This window comes from Pedomonas mirosovicensis, assembly GCF_022569295.1.
Taxonomy (GTDB): domain Bacteria; phylum Pseudomonadota; class Alphaproteobacteria; order Sphingomonadales; family Sphingomonadaceae; genus Pedomonas; species Pedomonas mirosovicensis.
Genome location: NZ_JAKFIA010000001.1, coordinates 2155248 through 2178137 on the forward strand (window position 1 = coordinate 2155248; position 22890 = coordinate 2178137).

Sequence of the window (22890 nt, forward strand, 5' to 3'; positions counted from 1 at the left end):
CGAAATCGCCCCGGAACAGGGTCGGGTCACGCAGCGCCTCCAGCCAGGCCACGTGCTGGCGCACGTCGTCCTGCACCGAGAAGGGCTCGGCGAAGGCAAGGATCAGCCAGACGAGGCCGAGTACGCTGGCTGCCGCCAGCGGCAGCCAGAGCCAGCCCTGCGCCTGGGGAGTGCCTACGGCCTCAGGCCGCGGCTTTTGCAAAGACGAGTCGCCGATAAACAAAGTATTTCACGCAGAAGGAGCTGCCGAGCACGCCGACGTTCACAAACATGGGGTGCAGCCCGGTCAGGTCCAGAAGGATTGAGAAAAGCCCCCATTCGATCAGCCGCGCCGTGCCGCTGGTCCCAACGAAGCGCAGAAACTGCGCGCCCGCGCCGCGCTCGGTCGAATTGAAGATGATGTGGCGGCCGACGAAGAAATTGAACACGATCAGGCACGCGAGCGTAATGGCGAAGGCGAGCTTGGGATTCAGGTGCGCCCCGTTCAGTAGGGTGAACATCAGCGTCAGGTTGAGGCCATAGGAAATGACCCCCGTTGCCATGTAGAGGCGGAACGACCGGAAGTGCTTCTCGACCAGCGCCCGGATGCTCATATCTTCGTGCGCCGGTCGATGAGGTCAGCGAGCAGGCCGAGCACCGTGATGTTGAGCGCCAGAAGCAAGCTGGTCGTCGTCTTGTCGGTGAGGTCGTGCAGCCAGAAGGTGTCGTAGATGCCGCTCACGACGAACGCCGCCCAGAAGGTCAGCATGAAGGGCTTCAGCACCTTCAGCGGCGCGAAGAACATGCCGGTGCGGGCGATGGTGCTGACGAACCGCAGCGTGTCGCGGATCGGCTTGATCTTCGACTTGCCGATGCGCGGCGTATAGGAGATCGGCTCGTAGACCACCTCCCGCCCGTCCATCAGCATGGAAATGGTGATGGTGGTGGTGAAACTGAAACCATCCGGATAAAGGTGCAGGTAGCGCTTCGCCACGTCGGCGCGGAAGGCGCGAAACCCTGAGTTGATATCGGGGATGTGCGTGCCGGTGATCCACTGGGCGAAGCGGCGCAGGAAAATCTTCGGAATAGCGCGAACCTTGGAATAAACCACGCCGTCGCCAATGCGCGCGCCCACCACCATGTCCGCATCCGGCAGGGAAAACAGCTCGCCCATGCGCTGGTTCGGATAGGTGCCGTCCGCATCCGTAATGGCGACCCACGCCCCGCGCGCCTCGCCGAGGCCGGTCTTGAGCGCCGCGCCATATCCCTTGTTCTTGCGGTGGCGGATCAGCCGCACGCGCGGGTCCTGCTCCGCCGCCATGTCGATGACGGCGGCCGAGGCGTCCGTCGAGCCGTCGTCGATCACCAGGACCTCAAAGCTGCCGGCGGGAAGCGCGGTTTCGCATGCGGCCACCACGGCCTCGATCGTGCTGCGGATCGCGCCCTGCTCGTTATAGCAGGGAATGAGCACGGAATAGATAACGGCATCCTGTGCGCCGCCCTCCGCCTCAACGCTTTCCAGCACGCTGTCGTGTTTCACGAAAATCTCCTTCCGGCGCCCTCTTTGGCACGGCGCCGTTTCAGGCTCAACTCCGTCTACGGTCGAAACGGTGCGGTTAAACGCGCCGGCGAACCCGTCCGCCGCCAACGCGCCGCGCCTTGCCGCCGGGCGACCTTGGGCGTGCGCGGGATGGCCCGGCCCCTGCCTCGCCTTCCGGCATCTCCACCAGCTCGAAGCGCATGCCGCCGGTCACCGGGTTGGCCTCCACCAGCCGGATCGGCATTTTCTGGCCAAGGAAGAAGCTGGCGCCGGACCAGCCGCCCTCAAGCCGACGGCTGGCCTCGTCGAAGTGGAATCGCTCGTCGCCCAGCGTGCTGATAGGAATGAGGCCATCGCCCCCCAGCCCCTCGATGGTGACGAACAGGCCGAACTTGGCAACGCCCGTCACCCGGCCGGGGAACACCTCACCGATGCGCTCAGACAAGTACGCCGCGATGTAGCGATCGACCGTATCCCGCTCCGCCTCCATCGCCCGCCGCTCGGTCATGGAGATGTGCTCGGCGGTCGAGGCCAGGTGCTTCACCTGCTCGTCGGTGAGGCCGCCCTCACCCAGCCCCAGCGCCCTGACCAGCCCGCGATGGACCATCAGGTCCGCATAGCGGCGGATGGGCGAGGTGAAGTGGGCGTAGGATTGCAGCGAGAGGCCGAAGTGGCCCACGCTCTCCGTGCCGTAATAGGCCTGCGTCTGGGTGCGAAGGACCTGCTCGGCGATCTGCTCGGCGAACGGCTCTTCCTTGGTGACTTCCAGAATGCGGTTGAACACCGCCGGGCGCACCACTTGGCCGAGCGCCAGATTGACCTCGAGCGTTTCAAGGTAGTCCTTCAGCGAGACCAGTTTTTCCTGCGTCGGCGGCTCGTGGATGCGGTAGACGCCGGTCACGCCCGAGGCGTGGTGGCCTTCCAGCTCCTTGGCGGCGGCGACGTTGGCCGCAATCATGTAGTCCTCGATCACCCGGTGGGCGTCGAAGCGCTCGCGCACCCGGATCTCGACGATGCGCCCCCGCTCGTCGAGGATCACACGCTTTTCGGGCAGGTCGAGGTCCAGCGGCTCGCGGATATCCCGCGCCGCCTTCAGCGCGCCCCAGCCTCCCCACAGGTTCCACAGCCCCTTCGTGTGCGGGGCCGTGTGCTCGTCCGCATGGCCGTCGATGGCGGCCTGGGCCTGCTCGTAGGCGAGGTTGGCCGCGCAGCGAATGAGCGCGCGGGTGAAGCGCCAGCTCTTGATCTGCCCGGTCGCGCTCACCGTCATCAGGCAGACGAGCGCTGCCTTGTCGGCGTCCGACGTCAGCGAGCAGGCATCGCTCGACAGCGAATGCGGCAGCATGGGCACGACGCGATCGGGGAAGTAGACCGAGTTGCCCCGCTCCCGCGCGTCATGATCGAGCGCGGAGCCGGGCTGGACGAAGTAACTCACGTCCGCGATGGCGACGCCCAGCTGCCAGCCGTCCTTGTTCTTGGGGTCGTCATCCGGCTCGGCCCAGATGGCATCGTCGTGGTCCCGCGCATCAACGGGGTCGATGACGAGGAACGGGATGTGCCGCAGGTCCTCCCGCGCACCCAGCGGTTGGCGGGACGAGGCTTCCGCCTGCGCCAGCGCGGCGTCGGAGAACTCGGTCGGGATGCCCTTCTGGTGAATGGCGATGAGGGAGAACGACTTGGGCGCGAACGGGTCGCCCAGCCGCTCGATCACCTTGACCGGTTGCAGGCCCAGCGGGCGGCCCCGGCCCATGGGCTCGGCCAGCACCAGCTCGCCGTTCTCCGCCTCGTTCAGCATGTCGGGCGGGATGATGAACTCGGCGCGCAGGCGCTTGTCCGCCACTTCCAGCCGCCACTCGCGCCCGGCCTTGCGGACGACGCCGAGCACGTTCTCGACCTTGCGCTCCAGCCGCTTGAGCATATGGCCGCGGAAGCGCCCGTCGCCGCGCGTCTCGATGCGGGCGACGCAGCGATCGCCAACGCCGAGGTTCGCCCGGCGGCCCCGCTCCATGATCTTGACGGTCGGCGGCCTGCCGGGGTGCTCCCACACTTCGGGCTCGCCGAAGATGTCGCCGTCCGCCGTGACCTTGGTGATCTTGATGGCCGCCACCTTGGGCAGCTGGCCGCCCACGTGGAAGGTGCGGCCCGCCGCCCGTTCGATCTCGCCCTCGACTTCAAGGTCCTTGAGGATTGCCTTGAGGCCGATCTTCTCCGCGCCCGAAAGACCGAAGGCGCGGGCGATCTCCCGCTTGCCGACGGCAACCGGGCTATCCTTGATAAAGGCAACAATCTCTTCCCGGGTCGGCAACCCGGCTGTCTGCCGTTTGTTCAATCGCGTCACGCCTTGGCCTTGGACGGCGTTTTCTTCGCCGTCCCCTTCGCTGCGGTTGCAGCCTTCTTGGGAGCAGCAGCCTTCTTCGTCGCCGTCGCCTTCTTGGGCGCAGCCGCCTTGCGAGCCGGCTTCTTCGCTGGGCCCTTGGCGGCCTTGGCCGCCAGCAGCTCCACCGCCTTGTCCAGCGACAAATCATCGGGCGACAGGCCCTTGGGCAGGGTGGCGTTTACCTTGCCGTCCGTCACATAGGGGCCGTAACGTCCGTCCATAACCTTAACCGCCGCACCAGACTCGGGATGCTCTCCCAGTTCCTTAAGCGCTGCGGCGGCCTTGCGTTCCCCGCGCCCCCCGCGATTGGCCGCGTCAGCCAGTGTTGCCACCGCCTGGTTCATGCCCATGGTGAGCACCTCCTCGGTGCTCTTGAGGCGAGCGTACTTGCTGTCGTGCAGCAAATAGGGCCCGAACCGGCCGATGCTGGCCAGAATCGGCTTGCCTGTCTCCGGGTGCGTGCCAACCGTGCGCGGCAGCGAAAGCAGCGCCAGCGCCTGGACGAGGGTGAGCGTATCGACCGGCACGTCCTTCGGGATGGAAGCGCGCGGCGGCTTGGCCTTGTCCTCCCCTTCCTCGCCCAGCTGCACATAGGGGCCGAACCGGCCCGAGCGCAGCGTGACCGGCTGCCCGGTCGCCGGGTCCAGACCCAGCACCTTGGGGCCTTCATCCGCCTGCCCCGCCGTTGCTTCCTCCGAGCCGAACGGCCGGGTGTAGCGGCATTCGGGGTAGTTGGAGCAGCCGACGAACGCGCCGAACTTGCCCGCCTTCAGCGACAGGCGGCCCGCATGGCACACCGGGCATTCGCGCGGATCGCGCTCGCCCCCCTTGTCGTCGGCCGTGCTGCCGAACAGGTAAGGCTCCAGGAACTCATCCAGCGTCTTGATGACGTCGCTGGGCTTGAGCTCGAGGATTTCCTTGGTTTTCGGCTCGAAGTCCGCCCAGAAGGCGCGCAGCACGTCCTTCCAGTCGATCTGACCGGAGGAAATCTGGTCAAGCTGGCCTTCGAGGTCCGCCGTGAAGTCATATTCCACATAGCGCTCGAAGAACTTCTCGAGGAAGGCGGTCAGCAGCCGCCCCTTGTCCTCCGGCATGAAGCGGTTGCGCTCCATCTTCACATAGGCGCGGTCCCGCAGCGTCTGGAGGATGCTGGCGTAGGTGGACGGGCGGCCGATGCCCAGTTCCTCCAGCTTCTTCACCAGCGAGGCTTCCGAATAGCGCGGCGGCGGCGTGGTGAAGTGCTGCTCGGTCTTCACGTCCTTGAGCAGCGGGTGCTCGCCGACGGTGAGCTTGGGCAGGCGGCGGTTGTCGTCGTCCTCCCCGCTGGTGGAGGCGGTTTCGTCCCGCCCTTCCTCGTAGACCGCGAGGAAGCCGGGGAACTGCACCACCTGGCCGGTGGCGCGCAGACCGGTGCGGTCATCCTCGGAAAGCAGCTCGGCCGTGGTGCGCTCCATACGGGCGCTGGCCATCTGGCAGGCGATGGTGCGCTTCCAGATCAGCTCATAGAGCTTGGCCTGTTCGGCCGAGAGGTAACGCGACACCTGATCGGGGCGACGGTGCAGGTCGGTCGGGCGGATCGCCTCGTGGGCTTCCTGCGCGTTCTTGGCCTTAGTCTGGTAGGCGCGGGGCGACGGCGGCAGATACTGCTGGCCGAAGTCCTCCGCGATGACGGCGCGCGCGCCGGAGATCGCCTCCTGGCTCAGCGTCACGCCATCGGTACGCATGTAGGTGATAAGACCGGTGGTCTCGCCGCCGATCGAAATGCCTTCATACAGCTGCTGGGCGACACGCATGGTCTGGGTCGCGGAGAAGCCCAGCTTGCGGGCCGCTTCCTGCTGCAGCGTCGAGGTGATGAACGGCGGATAGGGGTTGCGGCTGACCGGCTTCTGCTCGACCGAGGCAATGCGGAACCGCCCTGACTCGACCGCACGGCGGGCCACTTCCGCGCCCTCGGCGGTCGTGATGCTGAACTTGTCCAGCTTCTGGCCGTCCAGCAGCACCAGCCGGGCCGAGAACGAATCACCCGCCTGAGTCGCGAACAGGCCATCGACGGTCCAGTACTCCCGGGCGACGAATCGCTCGATCTCGACTTCCCGGTCGCAGATGAGGCGCAGCGCCACCGATTGCACGCGCCCGGCCGAGCGAGCGCCGGGGAGCTTCCTCCACAGCACCGGCGAGAGCGTAAAGCCCACCAGATAGTCGAGCGCGCGGCGGGCGAGGTAGGCGTCGATCAGCTCCCGGTCCAGATCGCGCGGATTGGCCATGGCCTGCGTGACCGCCGACTTGGTGATCTCGTTGAAGGTCACGCGCTGCACGCCGCCCTTGGGCAGGGCACGCTTGGCCTTCAGCACTTCGAGCAAGTGCCAGGAAATGGCCTCGCCCTCACGATCAGGGTCGGTGGCGAGGATCACGCGATCCGCGTTCTTCACCTCATCGGCAATGGCCTTGAGCTGCTTCTGCTTGTCGCCGGAGACCTCCCACAGCATGGAGAAGTCCTCGGCCGGCTTCACTGAGCCGTCCTTCGCAGGCAGGTCGCGCACATGGCCATAGGAGGCCAGAACCTTGTAGTTCGACCCTAAATACTTGTTGATAGTCTTGGCCTTGGCCGGCGACTCGACGATCACAACATCCACGGCGGCCCGTCCTTTCCGGTTTCACGGGGCGGGACGCATACCGCAGTTATATAATGCATCGCAAGCCGAACCCGGTCTCAAAACATCCCATAGTCGGATGGGGTGAGCGAAACCCGGTGTCCCGGATGGCGAACGATCCGCCCGCCAAGCTCCATTTCCAGCAGCACCACGGCAACCACGGCAGACGGCAGACCCGTCGTCCGGATGAGCGCATCAACCGCCACCGGAGCAGGGCTGAGCAGCTCCGCCACCTGCCGGCGGGCCTCATCGTCCACCTCATGATGCACCAGTGGCGGCGGCGTATAGGAAGACTCCGACATCGCCAGCCCGCGCCGCATCAGCGGCTCCAGCGCCTCCAGCACATCGGCGCAGGACTGCACCAGGGTCGCGCCCTCGCGGATCAACCCGTTCGGGCCGTGGGCGCGCGGCTCCAGCGGCGAGCCCGGCACCGCCATCAGCAGCCGCCCCTGCTCTCCCGCCAGCCGGGCGGAGATGAGCGAGCCGGACTTCTCCGTCGCCTCCACCACCACCAGACCCAGCGACAGGCCGGAAATGATGCGGTTGCGCCGGGGGAAGTGGCGGGCCTGCGGCACCGCGCCCCACGGCTGCTCGGCGACCAGAAGCCCCTTCTCGCCAATGGCTTGCTGCAGCCGCTCGTTCTCCGGCGGGTAGACGACGTTGAGCCCCCCGGCCACCGCCGCGATGGTGCCGCCCTCGTTGCGGGCATTGGCGTGCGCGCCCGCAAGCGCGCCCCCGCGGGCTTGGCCCGCAAGCGCGCCCTTGTGCGCCGCCGTATCGATGCCGCGCGCCAGCCCCGAGACGATGACCAGCCCCTCCCCCGCCAGATCGTGCGCCAGCCGCTGCGCCAGCATCAGCCCGGCGGCCGAAGCGTTGCGCGCGCCAACGATGGCGACGCTCGGGCCCTCCGCCAGCGCGAGACACCCCTTCACGGCCAGAACCGGCGGCGCATCCTCGATATGGGCAAGAAGCGAGGGATAGCCCGGTTGCCCCAGAAACAGCAGTTCGGCCCCGGCGGCGCGGATGGCCTCCATCTCTCCCTCAGCCGCCGCCCGGCTGCACATGCGGATTCCGCGCCCGCCGCCACGCCGGGCCAACTCGGGCAGCGCCTCGAGCGCCGCCACGCCCGTGCCGTAACGGGCCAACAGGTGGCGAAAGCTGATGGGCCCCACGTTCTCCGAGCGAATCAGGCGCAGACGGGCGACCTGCTCCGCCGCGCTGAGGGTGGAAAAGTTCTGCGGTGTGACGGGCATCTCCATGACAGCGCCAAGTGTCCCGCGCGGATTGCCGAACGGTCAAGGTTCGCTAGGGTCGTAGATGCCGGAGTTTATAGTCGAATATGATCCGCTAAGCGCTTGAAAATGAAGCTCCCGCGTCCCCATTTCATTTATCGGGCCATGCGGGTGATAACGGGCGCCGCCCGATCAAGCAGCCTATTCCGCGTCGGCGGCCGGAGCGGACTTCTTGCCGATCTTCGACTCCTCGCCCCGCATCAGGCGACGGATGTTGTCCTCGTGCTTGAGGAAGACGAGCGCCGCCATGCCGACGCCGAGCGCCGCCACATCCAGCCGGTCGGCGACGTAGGCGACGATGGGCGCGACGATCACGGCGACCAGCGCGGCAAGCGAGGAATAGCGGGTGATGAAGGCCGTGCCGAGCCACGCCACGCCGAAGCCCAAGGCGGGCCACAACGACAGGGCCAGCATCGTGCCGATGTAGGTGGCGACGCCCTTGCCGCCCTTGAACTTCAGCCACACCGGGTAAAGGTGGCCGATGAACGCGCCCGCCCCGGCGAGGATGGCGGCATCGGCCGAGTACATGCCCGCCAGCAGCACGGCGGCTGCGCCCTTGCCGCCATCCAGCAGCAGGGTGGCTGCGGCAAGCACCTTGTTGCCGGTACGCAGAACGTTGGTCGCGCCGATATTGCCAGAGCCGATGGCGCGGATGTCGCCCAGCCCGGCGGCCTTGGTGAGCAGGAGACCGAAGGGAATCGAGCCCAGAACATAGCCAATGAAGGCCCACACCCACGGATTGCCGAGCATGCTCCAGTCGCTCCCACGCTGACGAAAACCCAAAATCGGGCGCGACCCTACTCCGGGTGCATGAACCCGTCAAAAGCCTATATGCGTTCAGAACATTTTGCGATCCGTGGCAATATTCGCCGCGCACGGCCGCACGCCACACCAGCGCCTTGCCCGCACGCAACGCCACACCTAAAAGGCAGCCATGACTGATACCTTGCGTATTGCCCTGGCCCAGATCAACCAGATCACGGGCGACATCGACGGCAACATCAACGCCATGCTCGACGCCCGACACCGGGTGCGCGACGCTGACCTTATCGTCTTTCCCGAGCTGTCCCTGATCGGCTACCCGCCGGAGGATCTGGTGCTGAAGCCCGCCTTCCAACAGGCGGCGAAGGCTGGGCTGGAACGGCTGGCCGCCGCCACCGATGAAGGCGGCCCCGCCATGCTGGTGGGCACCTGCTGGGTGGAGGACGGCAAGCTCTACAACGCCGCAGCGCTGCTGGAGAACGGGCGCATCGCCGCCATCACCCGCAAGCACACCCTGCCCAACTACGGCGTGTTCGACGAGAAGCGCGTGTTCGCCAGCGCGCCGCTGCCCGGCCCTGTTCCGTTCAAGGGGGTGCGGCTCGGCATTCCCATCTGCGAGGATATCTGGTCGGCAGACGTATGCGAGTGCCTGGCCGAGACGGGCGCTGAGATCATCGTCAGCCCCAACGGGTCGCCGTTCGAGCTGGGCAAGGACGACAAGCGGCTCCAGACCACGGTCGCCCGTGTGACGGAAACCGGCCTGCCCTTCATCTATCTCAACCGCATGGGCGGGCAGGACGAGCTGGTGTTCGATGGCGGCAGCTTCATCCTGAACGCGGATTGCTCGCTAGCCGCCCGCCTGCCGGAGTGGCAGGAGCACCTGATGGTCACCGACTGGGTGCGGACCGATACCGGCTGGCAATGCCTGAAGAACGAGATCGTCCGCCCCTGCGAGGACCTGGAAAACGTCTACCGGGCGATGCTTCTGGGCCTCAAGGATTACGTCACCCGCAACCGCTTCCCCGGCGTGGTGATCGGCATGTCGGGCGGCATCGACAGCGCCCTGTCGGCCGCCGTCGCGGTCGATGCACTGGGACCCGAGAACGTGTGGTGCGTGATGATGCCCTCGCGCTTCACCTCGCAGGAGAGCCTCGATGATGCGGCGGACTGCGCCCGCCGGCTGGGCGTCAGGCTCGACACCGTGCCCATCGAGCCGGCAGTCGAGGCGTTCGACGGGATGCTGGCCCCGCTGTTCGAGGGGCGCGGGCGCGACATTACGGAGGAGAACATCCAGTCCCGCATTCGCGGCGTGACGCTGATGGCGCTCTCCAACAAGTTCGGCCACATGGTGCTGACGACCGGCAACAAGTCGGAAATGTCGACCGGCTACGCCACCCTCTATGGCGACATGTGCGGCGGCTATTCGGTGCTGAAGGATGTCTACAAGACCATGGTGTTCGACCTGTGCCGGTGGCGGAACGCCAATCTGCCGATCGAAGCGCTGGGGCCGGAGGGCGAGGTGATTCCGGAGCGAATCATCACCAAGCCGCCGACCGCCGAGCTGCGCGAAAACCAGAAGGACGAGGACAGCCTGCCGCCCTACCCGGTGCTCGATGCCATCTTGACCGGGCTGGTGGAGGAGGAGCTTTCGGTCGACGCCATCGCCGCGCGCGGGTACGACCCGGCGACGGTCGCCCGCGTCGAGCGGCTGCTGTATGTTGCAGAATATAAACGACGCCAGGCCCCACCGGGCGTTAAGATCACGCCGCGCAACTTCGGGCGCGACCGCCGCTATCCCATCACCAACGCCTTCCGGACTGCACGATGACTGAAAACCCGACCGTTGTTCGCTTCGCGCCGTCCCCCACCGGCTTCCTGCACGTCGGCAACTTGCGGACGGCGATCATCAACGCCCTGTTCGCCGAGAAAACCGGCGGCCGCTTCCTCCTGCGGCTGGACGACACCGATCAGGCCCGAAGCCGCGAGGAGTATGTGGACGGCATCCGCCGCGACCTTGCCTGGCTCGGCATCCGCGTGGACGGCGAGGAGCGCCAGTCCCAGCGGACCGCCGCTTACGAGGCGGCGTTCGAGCGGCTGAAGACGGCTGGCAGAGTTTACCCCTGCTATGAGACAGCCGAGGAACTGGATATCCGCCGCAAGATCCAGCTCTCCCGTGGCCTACCTCCGGTTTATGACCGCGCAGGCCTCAAACTGACGGACGACGAGCGCGCCAAGCTGGAGGCCGAGGGCCGCCGCCCGCACTGGCGCTTCAAGCTGGAGACGGACAGCCGCATCGCCTTTGACGATCTGGTGCAGGGGCATGTGAGCATGGATCCGGCCTCGCTCTCCGACCCGGTGGTGCGACGGGAGGACGGCTCGTGGCTTTATATGCTGCCCTCCGTCATCGATGACGTGGACATGGGCATCACCCACGTGGTGAGGGGCCAAGACCACCTCACCAACTCTGCCGTGCAACTCCAGATGTTCGAGGCGCTGGGCGCAAAACCCCCGGCCTTCGCCCACCTCGCCCTGCTGTCCACGAAGAGCGGGGAGCTCTCCAAGCGGCTGGGCTCGGCAGGCGTTGAGCACTACAAGGCGCTGGGCGTCGAACCGCTGGCCTTGATTGCGTACCTGGCCCGCCTCGGGACGTCGCTTCCCATCGAGCCGGTGACGGACCGGCAGGCGCTGGTCGAGACATTCGACTGGTCCCGCTTCAACAAGGCCAACGCCCTGTTCGATGAGGCGGACCTCACCACTCTCAACACCAAAATTCTCCATCACCTTGATTTCGCGGACGTTCAGGACCGCCTGCCCGAAGGCATGACGGCGGAGGACTGGCTGCTGCTGCGCGGCAACGTCAACCGGCTGGATGAGATTGCCGCGGTGTGGAAGATCGTCACCGGGCCGATCGCGCCGGTGATCGAGGATGTGGCGTTCATCGAAACCGCCCGGGCGGTGTTGGATGCCCTGCCCTGGGCCGATGACATCTGGAAGCGCTGGACCGGCGTTCTGAAGGAGCGCACCGGGCGCAAGGGCAAGGAGCTGTTCCTGCCGCTGCGCCTGGCGTTAACCGGCGAAGCCCATGGCCCGGAAATGGGCCCCCTTCTCGTCCGCATCGGCCGCGAGGCCGCCCTTGAACGCCTCTGCGTTCCTCAGTGAGTCTGTCAGTCATCCAATGAACCAACCTGTTATTGTGCTCGTGCGCCCGCAGCTGGGCGAGAACATCGGCATGGTCGCGCGCGCCATGTGGAATTTCGGCCTCTGCGACCTGCGGCTCGTTGAGCCGCGCGACGGCTGGCCCAATCCGGCCGCCGGGCCCGCCGCCTCCGGCGCGGACATCGTGCTCGACAAGGCGGAACTATACGACAGCCTGGAGGCGGCGGTGGCGGACTGCAACCGGGTCTACGCCACCGCCATGACGCTGCGGCGCATGATTAAGGAGACCACCACCCCGGCGGGCGCGATCGAGCAGATGAACCTGCTCGCCAGCCAAGGCGGGCGCGCGGCCATCGTGTTCGGGCCGGAGCGCACGGGGCTGACGACCGAGGAAGTGGCGATGGGGGACGTGCTCATCTCCATTCCCACCAACCCGGAGTTCGGCTCGCTCAATCTGGCGCAGGCGGTCATCGTCATCGCCTACGAGTGGCACAAGCAGCAGGACAAGACGCCCCCGGTGCGGCTGGAGGGCGACTATGAAGGCCCCGCCACCCGCGAGGCGCTGGATGGCCTCATCAGCCACCTGAACGAGCTTTTGAAACCGCGCGGCTACTTCCACCCGGACCACCGGACGGAGAGCATGAAGCGCACGCTGCGGAATATTTTCGAGCGGCCGGGCTTCACCGGTCAGGAAGTCCGCACCCTGCGCGGGGTGATCCGCTGTCTCTCGGGCGAGCGAAATCGCCAGTCCTGATTCGGAATAAAGACGACTCCACTCCGAATTAGGCAAAAAATTGGAACGGATTGTTCTCGTTCTGTAACCTTGTTGGACTAGTCACGGCTCCCTACGTGCGGGTTCCCCTTCTGACCCCTGGCATTCTTGGGAGTTTTTATGACTATCTGGCGACTGCGGCCACTCGCCCTGGCTGCCGCGTTCCTTCTTCCGTTTCTTGCCGCCTGCAGTCAGGAGCCCACCCAAGCTCCGGCCCTGCCGGAAGTAAGCGTGGCCCATCCGCTGGCCAAGTCCATTCAGGAATGGGATGAGTTCAGCGGACGTTTCGAGGCGATCAACTACGTGGAGGTGCGCTCGCGCGTCTCCGGCTATCTCCAGTCCATCCACTTCACGGACGGTCAGATTGTTCGCAAAGGCGATCTGCTGTTCGTCATCGACCCCCGCCCCTTCCAGGTCGAACTGGAACGGGCCCGCGCCGAACTGAAGGACGCCGAGGCGCAGCTTCGCTTCGCCTCCTCCAATGTGGAACGGGCGCGCAAGCTGCTGGAGAAGCAGACCGTCTCCGAACAGCTCTATGACCAGCGCGTGCAGGATCGCGACCAGGCCAGGGCCGCCGTGGACCGGGCGCAAGCCGCGGTGCACGAGGCCCAGCTGAACCTGTCCTACACCCGCATTACCGCCCCCATCGGCGGGCGCATCAGCGCCCGCGTGGTCAGCATCGGCAACCTGGTGACGGGCGGCAGCGGCGACAGCACGCTGCTCACCTCCATCGCCTCGCTCGATCCCATTCACTTCGTGTTCGATGGCGACGAGGCCGCCTATCTCGACTACCTGCGCCATGCCCGGAAGGGCAAGGGCCAGGCCCATCAGGTCGAGCTGCAACTGCTGGGCGAGACCGGCTTCCCCCACAAGGGCGAGATGGACTTCGTCGACAACCAGATCGACCCGCAGACCGGCACCATTCGCGGCCGCGCGGTCGTCCCCAACCCGAACAACGTGTTCGTGCCCGGCATGTTCGCCAAGATGCGCCTGCTGCGGACAGACACCCACGTGGCCCTCATGATCCCCGACGAGGCGCTCAGCACCGATCAGGCCAACCGGATCGTCTATGTGGTGGACAAGGACGGGAAGGTTGCGCCGCGCACAGTGACGCTGGGTCCGGTGATTGACGGCCTGCGGGTGATCCGCGAAGGCCTGACGCCTGCCGACCGCGTGGTGATCGACGGCCTGATGCGCGTGCGCCCCGGCGCAAGCGTCAAACCGAAACTGGCCACGATTACCCCCAAGCCTCAGCCCGAGGCGACAACGCTGGCAACGGCCTCTGCCCCCGGAGCCGCCCAATGAACAACTTCGGCAAATTCTTCATCGACCGGCCGATCTTTGCCGCGGTGCTGTCGCTGATGATCGTCATCATCGGCTTCGTCGCCTATATCGGCCTGCCCATTGCCCAGTATCCGGACATCGCGCCGCCGACCATCACGGTGACCGCCAGCTATCCGGGCGCGACGCCTGAGACCATCGCCGAGACGGTGGCCGCGCCCATCGAGCAGGAGGTCAACGGCGTCGAGAACATGCTCTACATGTACTCGCAGGCGACCAGCGACGGCCAGATGACCCTGACCGTCAGCTTCGCGCCGGGAACGGACCTCGATACGGCGCAGGTGCTGGTGCAGAACCGCGTCGCCATCGCCGAGCCGCGCCTGCCGGAAGAGGTGCGCCGCATGGGCGTCGTGACGCAAAAGAACGCGCCCGACATCATGATGGTCATTCACATGCTGTCGCCGGATGGCTCGCGCGATCCGGTCTACATCAGCAACTACGCCATCCTTCAGGTGCAGGATGCCCTGCGCCGCGTGGATGGCGTCGGCAACGTGCGCCTGTTCGGCGCGCGCGAATACTCCATGCGGATCTGGCTCGACCCGGAGCGCATCGCCGCCGTCGGCATGACGCCGGATGAGGTGGTCGCGGCCCTGCGCGCCCAGAACGTGCAGGTGGCGGGCGGCGCGCTCGGCGCACCGCCGGTCAACACCAATGCCGCCTTCCGCGTGAACCTGTCGCTGCAGGGCCGCTTCTCCAGCCCCGAGCAGTTCGCCAACGTGATCGTCCGCACCGGCGAGGATGGGCGCTTCACCCGCCTCAAGGACGTGGCGCGGGTGGAACTGGGCGCGGCCGACTACTCCAGCAACAGCTACCTCGATGGCAAGTCCGCCGTCGCCATGGTGCTGTCGCAGCGCCCCGGCGCCAATGCGCTGGAGACGGCCGAGAAGACCATCGCCACCATGGAGGAGCTGTCCAAGTCCTTCCCGCCGGGCATCGAGTACCGCATCATCTACAACCCGACAGAGTTCATCCGTCAGTCGGTCGACAGCGTGTTCGAGACCATCTACGAGGCCATTATTCTCGTGATCGTCGTCGTGGTGCTGTTCCTCCAGACCTGGCGGGCCTCGATCATCCCCATTCTCACCATCCCGGTCTCGCTCATCGGCACCTTCATCGCCATGCAGGCGCTGGGACAGAGCCTCAACAACCTGACGCTGCTCGGCCTCGTGCTGGCGGTGGGCATCGTGGTCGATGACGCCATCGTGGTGGTGGAGAATGTGGAGCGCAACCTGCGAAACGGCCTCAGCCCACGCGAGGCAGCCCGCAAGACCATGGACGAGGTGGGCGGCGCGCTCATCTCCATTGCGCTCGTGCTGTGCGCGGTGTTCATCCCGGCGGCGTTCCTGTCGGGCGTGAGCGGCGCGTTCTATCGGCAGTTCGCCCTCACCATCGCCGTGGCGACGGTGATCTCGGCCTTCAATTCGTTCACCCTGTCGCCCGCGCTCTCGGCCCTGCTGCTGAAGGCGCACAAGCCGGGGGACCACGGCCACGGCAAGGGCAAAGGCCGCGGGGCCGCGCTGGTCCAGCGCTTCTCCGACTGGTTCAATAACGGCTTCGACCGGCTGAGCGACCGCTACGGCCGCCTGTCCGGCCGGATGGTGAAGCGGCCCAAGCTGTGGCTCGGCGTCTATGCGGTGCTGATTGCTCTTACCGTGGTGGCGTTCGTCCGGGTGCCCGGCGGCTTCATCCCCGAGCAGGATCAGGGCTATGTCATCGTTGCCTACCAGCTGCCCCCAGGGGCTTCGCTGGAGCGCACCGATGCCGTTGCCAAGCAGGTGGAGGAGATCGCCGGCAAGGTCGAGGGCGTGCGGGCGCTCGTCTCCTTCCCCGGCTTCTCGGGTCTTACCCGCACCATCTCCAGCAACGCGGGCGTGACCTTCGTGCCGCTGTTGCCGTTCGAGGAGCGCGGGGGACGCACGTCCTTCGAGATCCTCGGTGAGCTGCAGCAGAAGCTGTCGGTCATCGACGACGCGGCGGTCTCGGTGCTCAATCCGCCGGCGGTGCCCAGCCTCGGCACGAGCAGTGGCTTTGCCATGCGTCTCGAGGACCGGGGCGGCGTCGGCGAGAAGGCGCTGGCCCAGGCGGCCACGGCCATGATGATGGCCGCCAACCAGTCGCCCAAGATCGCCTTTGCGCTGACGCCGTTCGACATCAGCACGCCCCAGCTGCATGTGGATGTGGACCGGACCAAGGCGGAGATGCTGCGCGTGCCGGTGGAGAACGTCTTCCGTGCGCTGGAAGTCTACCTGGGCTCGGCCTATGTGAACGACTTCACCATCATGGGCCGCACCTTCCGCGTGCGGGCGCAGGCCGATGCTCCGCACCGGCTGACGGAAGACGACATCGCGCGCATCCGCACCCGCTCGGAAACCGGGGCCATGGTGCCGCTGGGCTCGCTCATCACCGTGCGTCCCGAAACCGGGCCGGACCGCTACCCGCGCTACAACCTCTACCCCGCCGCCGAGCTGATGGGCGCCGCCGCACCGGGCGTCTCCACCGGCGAAGCGCTGGCGGAGCTGGAGGCGATCGCGGCCAAGACGCTGCCGCCAGGCATCGCCTACGAGTGGACGGACATGAGCTATCAGGAGAAGACGACCGGCAACACCGCCGCTTTCATCTTCCCCTTGAGCGTGCTGTTCGTCTTCCTCGTGCTGGCGGCCAACTACGAGAGCTGGGCCCTGCCACTGGCGATCATCCTGATCGTGCCCATGTGCCTGCTCTCGGCGATCGGCGGCATCATGCTGAGGGGGGATGGACAACAACATCCTCACCCAGATCGGCTTCATCGTGCTGATCGCGCTGGCGGCCAAGAACGCCATCCTCATCGTCGAGTTCGCCCGTGACCTGGAGGCGCGCGGCCGCTCGATCACCGAGGCGGCGGTGGAAGCGGCGCGGCTGCGCCTGCGTCCGATCATCATGACGTCGATGGCCTTCATCCTCGGCGTGGTGCCTCTGGCGCTGGCCGAGGGCGCGGCCGCCGAAATGCGGCAGGCGCTGGGCACGGCGGTGTTCTTCGGAATGCTGGGCGTGACCCTGTTCGGCCTCTTGTTCACGCCGGTCTTCTACGTGCTGATCCGCCAGCTGGCGCAGAAGCGCCTGCGCCCGGCGCGCAAGGCCGCCGTACTGCAGGCCGAACCGGCGGAATAGGCTGTAAAGTTCCTACCGACTGGCCCCCGCGCGACCCTCACCGGTCTCGCGGGGGCTCTTTTTGAAGGTGCATCAAGCCGAAACCGGCTTGCGGGATTGCCGGAGCCACTTGTGGCCGCTGACCATGAGGATGCCCGCCAGCACCATGGCCGAGCCGATGGCAAAGCTGAACTCCAGCGGTTCGTGCAGCAGCCACACGCCAAAACCAATGCCGAACAGCGGCGTCATGAACGACAGCACGCCAAGCCGCGAGGCGAGATAGACCCGCAGCAGCGCGAACCAGACGATGAAGCTGAGGAACGAGACGATGATCGACTGGAAGGCAAGGCTGCCAAGCGAAATGGCCGTGAAGCGAACCTGGGTCTGCCCCAGCGCAAACGCCGAGACGAGCAGGATCACGAACGCGCCGATCAGCTGATATTGCAGGGTAACGGTCGCTGATGCGTTGGAAAGCCGGGAAAAGCGAATCGCCACTGTGGTCGCGCCCAGCGACATGCCGGCGGCAAGGCCGAGCAGATCGCCGATCCAGCGGTTGGCGGCATGGCTGTCCGCCGCGCCACTCTTGCCCGCGAAGGTGACGATGATGCCAAGGAACGCCAGAAGGATCCCGCCCCACTGGAGGGGCTTCAGCCGCTCGGTTGGCAGCTTCCAGTGCAGGCCGAGCGCCGCGAAGATGGGCGCGGTATAGAGGAAGATCGCCATGCGCGAGGCATTGGTGAAGCGCAGCCCCTCGCCGACGAAGAGATATTCCAGCGCGAACAGGGTGCCGACCACAAGACCCGGCCGCCATAGGCCGCCGGTTATCGTCAGGCGCTCCCCCGCGCCAGCATGACCAGCCCTACCAGCAGCGCCGCGATGCCGGAGCGGATCGCAACCTGAAGAATCGGCGCGATATCCGGCGCGGCCGCCTTGATGGCCACCTGTTGCAACCCCCACGTGGCACAGAGCAGGACCATCAGCCCGCCGGCCCGCCCGTCGATTTCCTTACGCGTGTCCATGTTATACGCCCGCAACCGCAACAATGCTTGATGATGGCGCTCCCATATTCCCTTCCCGTGCGCCGCGCCAGAGGCTGCGTATCGGCGAATTTGACTTTCCCGCGCAGCACCGTATAAGGCCCCTTCGCTCCGATGGACCCGCAACCCCAGTGAAGCGGTGTCCACGCTGGCCAAACTATGGGCCAGTGGCGTGGTCTGGGGACCAAATGAAAACAATGAACGGTTGGAAGGATTGTCATGACCAAGCGTCTGACTTCGAAATTCAAGCTTGATCGCCGCCTTGGCGAGAACATCTGGGGCCGTCCGAAGAGCCCGGTCAACAAGCGTTCCTACGGTCCGGGCCAGCACGGCCAGCGCCGCAAGGGCAAGCCGTCGGACTTCGGCATTCAGCTGCGCGCCAAGCAGAAGCTGAAGGGCTACTACGGCAACATCACCGAGAAGCAGTTCCGCAAGGTTTACGCTGAAGCCGTGCGCGTGCAGGGCGACACCGGTCAGAACCTCGTCGGCCTCCTGGAGCGCCGCCTGGACGCGATCGTCTACCGCGCCAAGTTCGCCCCGACGCCGTTTGCCGCCCGCCAGCTGGTCAACCATGGCCACATTCTGGTGAACGGCCGCCGCCTGAACATCGCTTCGGCCCGCATCAAGGTCGGCGACGTGATCGAGCTGCGCCAGCGCGCCAAGGAAATGGCCGTGGTGCTGGAATCGCTGGGCTCCGCCGAGCGTGACGTGCCCGACTATCTGCAGAACGACGGCCCGACCAAGGTGACCCTCGTCCGCATTCCGACGCTGGATGAGATCCCCTACCCGGTCCGCATGGAACCGAACCTCGTGGTCGAGTTCTACTCGCGTTAAAATTCCTGCCTTCCAGGCATGATGCAAGGTCGACGCCCGCGGTTGCAAACCGCGGGCGTTCCTGCTTTTGTACGATCCCATGAGACAGTCTGATAAACTCGCTAGCCAAGCCGCGGACGCCTTCAACGGAGGTGATCCCGCCAAAGCCGTCGCCCTGTTCCAGAACGTGCTGCGGCTCGACCCGAAGCACCGTGGGGCGCTCAACTTCCTGTCGCACTACACCCTTCAGTCGGGCCAGTTCGACGCCGCCATCAACCTCCTGACGGACCTCATCAAGCTGGAGCCGGGCGACAGCAACGCCCGCCGCATGCTGGGCGAGGCGCTGGAGATGAAGGGCCAGCCGGACGCCGCCGAGAAGCTGTACCGCGACGCGCTGGTGGCAGACCCCGCCAACTACATGGCGGCCATCTATCTCGCCATCCTGCTGGCGCGGCACAACCGCATGGATCAGGCGATGCAGATCGTCTCCCTCACCTTCCAGGCGGCCCCCGGCTTCATCGAATACGGCTACCGGCCCGAGGTCTTCCCCGCCGCCTCCCGGCGCGTGCGCGATGCCGACCAGCTGCTGCGCGGCTATCTGTCCGCCCAGCACAGGGACAGCGCCAAGGGTTCCGAGCGCATCATGAACGCCGTGTGGCCGCAGGCGGCGACCAAGCCAGTCGAGTACAAACAGGAAGGCCAGCGGCCGTGGCTGTTCTATGTGCCGGACCTGAAGGCCGAGCTGCTCCACGACGCCTCCGGCATCCCCGGCGTTGCCGGGCTGAAGGATGCGGCCGAGGCGATCATCGCCGAGGCCACCCGCACCTTCGATCTTGAGGCGGATGGCGAGCCCGGCGCCCCCGGCCTGCCGCCCCAGATCGCCTCGAGCGAGATCCGCTCCATTTTCCTCTACCGCAACGGCGAGCGCCAGGACGCGCTGGACAGCCTGCCCGCGGCGGAGAAGGCACTCAGCGCCCTGCCGCTCGGCCGCGTGGGCGATGGCCCGGCCGATGCGCGCCTGGTCATCCTGGCCGCAGGGGCCGAGCGCCCGCTGGTCTCCGGCCAGTCCAACGCGCACCTGACCGTGCATCTGCCGCTTGTCGTCAGCGAGGGAGAGGCGGGCATCGAAGTTGACGGCACCCTTCATCCATGGGTTGCGGGCACGCCGCTGGTATTCGACGACACGTTCGAGCACCGGCTGGTCAACCGCACCGAGGCCCCATGCCTGGTGCTAACGACCCAGGTCTATCACCCGGACCTGAGCGCGGAGGACATCGCCGCCATCGAAGCCAGCTTCGAGGCGCGCCGTCAGTGGCTGGCCAAGCGTTCTTTTGGTTGAGCCTTTCGTGAAATGATCTCACCCGAGAGGGTGGGTCTCTTGTTCAAAAAGTTCAACGCCCTGTTTACAACAGGGCGTTGATTCTTTATGGCGGGTCTTAACAGGAACGCAGCATGACCCATGTGATGACCCTCTCTGCCTCGACGAGCCCGGCATTCGACGCCGGTCGCCTTGTCCTGGGTCGCGCTCTGCTGCTTCGACTTACGCGCCCTTAGGCGCCAGTCTGCCGGCCTGTCTTGGTCGTGGCGGCGCCTAAGGGGTTTTCAAGGCGCAGCGCAAACCAGTAATTTCCGACCGAAGATGGGCTCTAACATGACCGGCAATACCGTCAAGATTTTCGATACCACCCTGCGCGATGGCGAGCAGTCCCCCGGCTGCTCCATGAACCTGGAGGAAAAGCTGCGCCTCGCTGCCCAGCTGGAAGCCCTTGGCGTCGACGTGATCGAGGCGGGCTTCGCCATCGCCTCTGAAGGTGATTTCGAAGCGGTGACGGAAGTGGCCCGCCAATGCCAGAAGGCAACGGTCGCCTCCCTCTCCCGCGCCGCGCTCGGCGACATCGACCGGGCCTGGGCCGCCGTCAAAGGCGCGAAGTTCCCGCGCATTCACACCTTCATCGCCACCTCGCCGCTGCACATGGCGGTGAAGCTCCGCATGGAACCCGAAGACGTGCTGGAGGCCATCCGCGCCTCCGTCAGCCACGCGCGCAACCTGTGCGCTGATGTGGAGTGGTCCGCCGAGGACGCCACCCGCTCGGACATGGATTTCCTCGCCCGCGCGGTTGAAATTGCCATCAACGCCGGCGCGACCACCATCAACCTGCCGGACACGGTGGGCTATGCCACACCGGAAACCTATGCCCGCATGTTCCGCGAGATCATCGAGCGCGTGCCGAACAGCGACAAGGCGATCTTCTCCACCCATTGCCACAACGATCTGGGCCTGGCGGTCGCCAATTCCATTGCCGGCATTCAGGGCGGCGCGCGTCAGGTGGAGTGCACCATCAACGGCATTGGCGAGCGGGCAGGCAATGCTGCGCTCGAGGAAATCGTGATGGCGCTGCGGACCCGCCACGATGTGCTGCCCTACTCGACGAACATCGTGACGCAGGAGATTACCCGTGCCTCGCGCATGGTCTCGGCCATCACGGGCTTTACCGTGCAGCCCAACAAGGCCGTGGTGGGCGCAAACGCCTTCGCGCACGAAAGCGGCATCCACCAGGATGGCGTGCTGAAGAACAAGGAAACCTACGAGATCATGACGCCGGAGTCGGTGGGCCTCACCACCAACAACCTCGTCATGGGCAAGCACTCCGGCCGCGCCGCCTTCCGCGAGAAGCTGGAGCAGCTGGGCTACCGCCTCTCCGACAACGAGTTCCAGGATGCCTTCAAGCGCTTCAAGGCGCTGGCCGATGCCAAGAAGCACGTCTACGACGAGGACATCGTCACCCTCGTCGATGACGAGACCCTGCGCGCCCATGATCGCATCCAGCTGGCCGAGGTCGAGATCTATTGCGGCTCCAACGGCCAGCGCGCCATCGTGAGCCTCCGCATCGATGGGGAGGAGCACACCGCCGTCTCCAAGGGCAACGGCCCGGTCGATGCTCTGTTCGCCGCCATCCGCAAGCTGGTGCCGCACGAGGAAGCAACCCTGCAGCTCTATCAGGTGCATGCGGTCACGCAGGGAACCGACGCGCAGGCCGAAGTGACCGTGCGTTTGGATGAAAACGGGCGTACAACCCAGGGCCAGGGCGCTGATGCCGATACGCTGGTCGCCAGCGCGCGGGCCTATGTGAATGCGCTCAACAAGCTGATGGTCAAGCGCACCAAGCAGGCGGTTGACCCGAGCGAGGGTTTGCGCCATCGCGCCTGATCCTCGGACAACAAACGGAGTCGTGCCGTGACGGTTGAAGACGAACGCCAGCTCGCTGGCCTGAGGCGCTCAGGCGCCCTGGTGCGCGATATCCTCCGCGCCATGCTGAACGAAGCGAAGCCCGGCGTTACTGGCCTGGAACTCGACCGAATGGCACAGGACATGATGGACCGCGCCGGGGCCCGCTCCGCCCCGCGCGCGGCCTACAACTTTCCCGGCGCAACCTGCATCTCCATCGAGGGCGTAGCCGCCCATGGCATTCCCGATGCCCGCCCTTTGCGTGAAGGCGACCTCATCAACATCGACGTGTCGCTGGAGCTGGACGGCTACTGGACCGACAGCGGCGCTTCCATGGTGGTTGGCAACCAACCCACCAAGGATCAGGCCAAGCTGCTGGACGCCACCAAGCGGGCCATGACCAAGGGCATCTATGCCGCCAAGGCTGGTCAGCCGATCAACGAGATCGGCAAGCGCGTCGAGGCTGAGGCCAAGGCCGCCGGCTTCAAAGTGTGCAGCACGCTGACCGGCCATGGCGTCGGCCGCCACATCCATGAAGAGCCCACGGTGTGGAACCACTATGTCCGCAGCGCGCGTCAAAGGCTGACCGAAGGGCTGGTCATCACGGTCGAGCCGTTCCTCACCCCCGGCAACGCCAAGATCGTGGAAGCGGACGACGGCTGGTCGCTTTATCCTGCCGACCTCGCCCCCATGGCCCAGTTCGAGCACACCATCGTCGTCACCCGCGGCGCGCCGATTATCGTGACGGCCTGAGCGCGTTCTTATTTCTTAGGGATTTATTCTGCAGGGGTCCCCAGGCCCCTGCAATATGACCTTGA

At 66.0% G+C, this 22890-nt stretch carries 16 protein-coding genes and 1 pseudogene; 9 read left to right on the plus strand and 8 right to left on the minus strand.

What is annotated here, in order from left to right:
* Positions 1-182: 182 nt before the first annotated feature.
* The 6 genes from L0C21_RS10235 to plsY form a co-directional block, all read right to left on the minus strand.
* Entirely contained in the window at positions 183-593 is a 411-nt protein-coding gene (locus L0C21_RS10235; protein ID WP_259278252.1) for a GtrA family protein, read from the minus strand.
* Positions 590-1519 carry a glycosyltransferase family 2 protein gene (locus L0C21_RS10240; RefSeq protein ID WP_259278253.1) on the minus strand — a complete coding sequence of 310 codons (930 nt, stop codon included), beginning with the start codon at positions 1517-1519 and terminating at the stop codon, positions 590-592. The genes L0C21_RS10235 and L0C21_RS10240 overlap by 4 nt, the downstream gene beginning before the upstream one ends.
* Before the next feature lie 76 nt (positions 1520-1595).
* Complete coding sequence (gene rnr, locus L0C21_RS10245) at positions 1596-3857, minus strand: ribonuclease R (protein WP_374940232.1); 2262 nt, start codon at positions 3855-3857, stop codon at positions 1596-1598.
* Positions 3854-6529 (minus strand): type I DNA topoisomerase, encoded by a 2676-nt coding sequence (gene topA, locus L0C21_RS10250; RefSeq protein ID WP_259278255.1) that lies wholly within the window; start codon positions 6527-6529, stop codon positions 3854-3856. The genes rnr and topA overlap by 4 nt, the downstream gene beginning before the upstream one ends.
* Positions 6530-6606: 77 nt before the next feature.
* On the minus strand, positions 6607-7806 hold the full coding sequence (locus tag L0C21_RS10255) for a DNA-processing protein DprA (protein ID WP_259278256.1): 1200 nt from the start codon (positions 7804-7806) through the stop codon (positions 6607-6609).
* A gap of 174 nt (positions 7807-7980) precedes the next feature.
* Positions 7981-8589 (minus strand): glycerol-3-phosphate 1-O-acyltransferase PlsY, encoded by a 609-nt coding sequence (gene plsY, locus L0C21_RS10260; protein WP_259278257.1) that lies wholly within the window; start codon positions 8587-8589, stop codon positions 7981-7983.
* A gap of 184 nt (positions 8590-8773) precedes the next feature.
* Between plsY and L0C21_RS10265 the strand changes: the two genes are divergently transcribed.
* From L0C21_RS10265 to L0C21_RS10285, 5 genes and pseudogenes are all read left to right on the plus strand, one after another.
* Positions 8774-10429 carry an NAD+ synthase gene (locus L0C21_RS10265; protein WP_259278258.1) on the plus strand — a complete coding sequence of 552 codons (1656 nt, stop codon included), beginning with the start codon at positions 8774-8776 and terminating at the stop codon, positions 10427-10429.
* Complete coding sequence (gene gltX, locus L0C21_RS10270) at positions 10426-11760, plus strand: glutamate--tRNA ligase (protein WP_259278259.1); 1335 nt, start codon at positions 10426-10428, stop codon at positions 11758-11760. The genes L0C21_RS10265 and gltX overlap by 4 nt, the downstream gene beginning before the upstream one ends.
* Positions 11761-11776: 16 nt before the next feature.
* Positions 11777-12511 (plus strand): RNA methyltransferase, encoded by a 735-nt coding sequence (locus L0C21_RS10275; RefSeq protein WP_259278260.1) that lies wholly within the window; start codon positions 11777-11779, stop codon positions 12509-12511.
* A 138-nt stretch (positions 12512-12649) separates the two neighbouring features.
* Positions 12650-13834 carry an efflux RND transporter periplasmic adaptor subunit gene (locus L0C21_RS10280; RefSeq protein WP_259278261.1) on the plus strand — a complete coding sequence of 395 codons (1185 nt, stop codon included), beginning with the start codon at positions 12650-12652 and terminating at the stop codon, positions 13832-13834.
* Positions 13831-17017: pseudogene (locus L0C21_RS10285) on the plus strand (efflux RND transporter permease subunit). The gene L0C21_RS10280 and the pseudogene L0C21_RS10285 overlap by 4 nt, the downstream one beginning before the upstream one ends.
* Positions 17018-17089: 72 nt before the next feature.
* Here L0C21_RS10285 and L0C21_RS10290 read toward each other — a convergent pair.
* Complete coding sequence (locus tag L0C21_RS10290) at positions 17090-17791, minus strand: DMT family transporter (RefSeq protein ID WP_259278262.1); 702 nt, start codon at positions 17789-17791, stop codon at positions 17090-17092.
* 32 nt (positions 17792-17823) lie between these two features.
* Complete coding sequence (locus L0C21_RS10295) at positions 17824-18015, minus strand: hypothetical protein (protein WP_259278263.1); 192 nt, start codon at positions 18013-18015, stop codon at positions 17824-17826.
* A 237-nt stretch (positions 18016-18252) separates the two neighbouring features.
* Between L0C21_RS10295 and rpsD the strand changes: the two genes are divergently transcribed.
* The 4 genes from rpsD to map all read left to right on the plus strand — a co-directional run bounded on the left by rpsD (position 18253) and on the right by map (position 22825).
* The gene (rpsD, locus tag L0C21_RS10300; RefSeq protein ID WP_259278264.1) at positions 18253-18867 is read left to right on the plus strand and encodes a 30S ribosomal protein S4; all 615 of its coding nucleotides are present in this window, start codon (positions 18253-18255) and stop codon (positions 18865-18867) included.
* Positions 18868-18946: 79 nt separating this feature from the next.
* Complete coding sequence (locus tag L0C21_RS10305; RefSeq protein ID WP_259278265.1) at positions 18947-20185, plus strand: tetratricopeptide repeat protein; 1239 nt, start codon at positions 18947-18949, stop codon at positions 20183-20185.
* Positions 20186-20497: 312 nt separating this feature from the next.
* Positions 20498-22054 (plus strand): 2-isopropylmalate synthase, encoded by a 1557-nt coding sequence (locus L0C21_RS10310; protein ID WP_259278266.1) that lies wholly within the window; start codon positions 20498-20500, stop codon positions 22052-22054.
* A 27-nt stretch (positions 22055-22081) separates the two neighbouring features.
* Positions 22082-22825 (plus strand): type I methionyl aminopeptidase, encoded by a 744-nt coding sequence (gene map, locus L0C21_RS10315; RefSeq protein WP_259278267.1) that lies wholly within the window; start codon positions 22082-22084, stop codon positions 22823-22825.
* Positions 22826-22890: the final 65 nt, after the last annotated feature.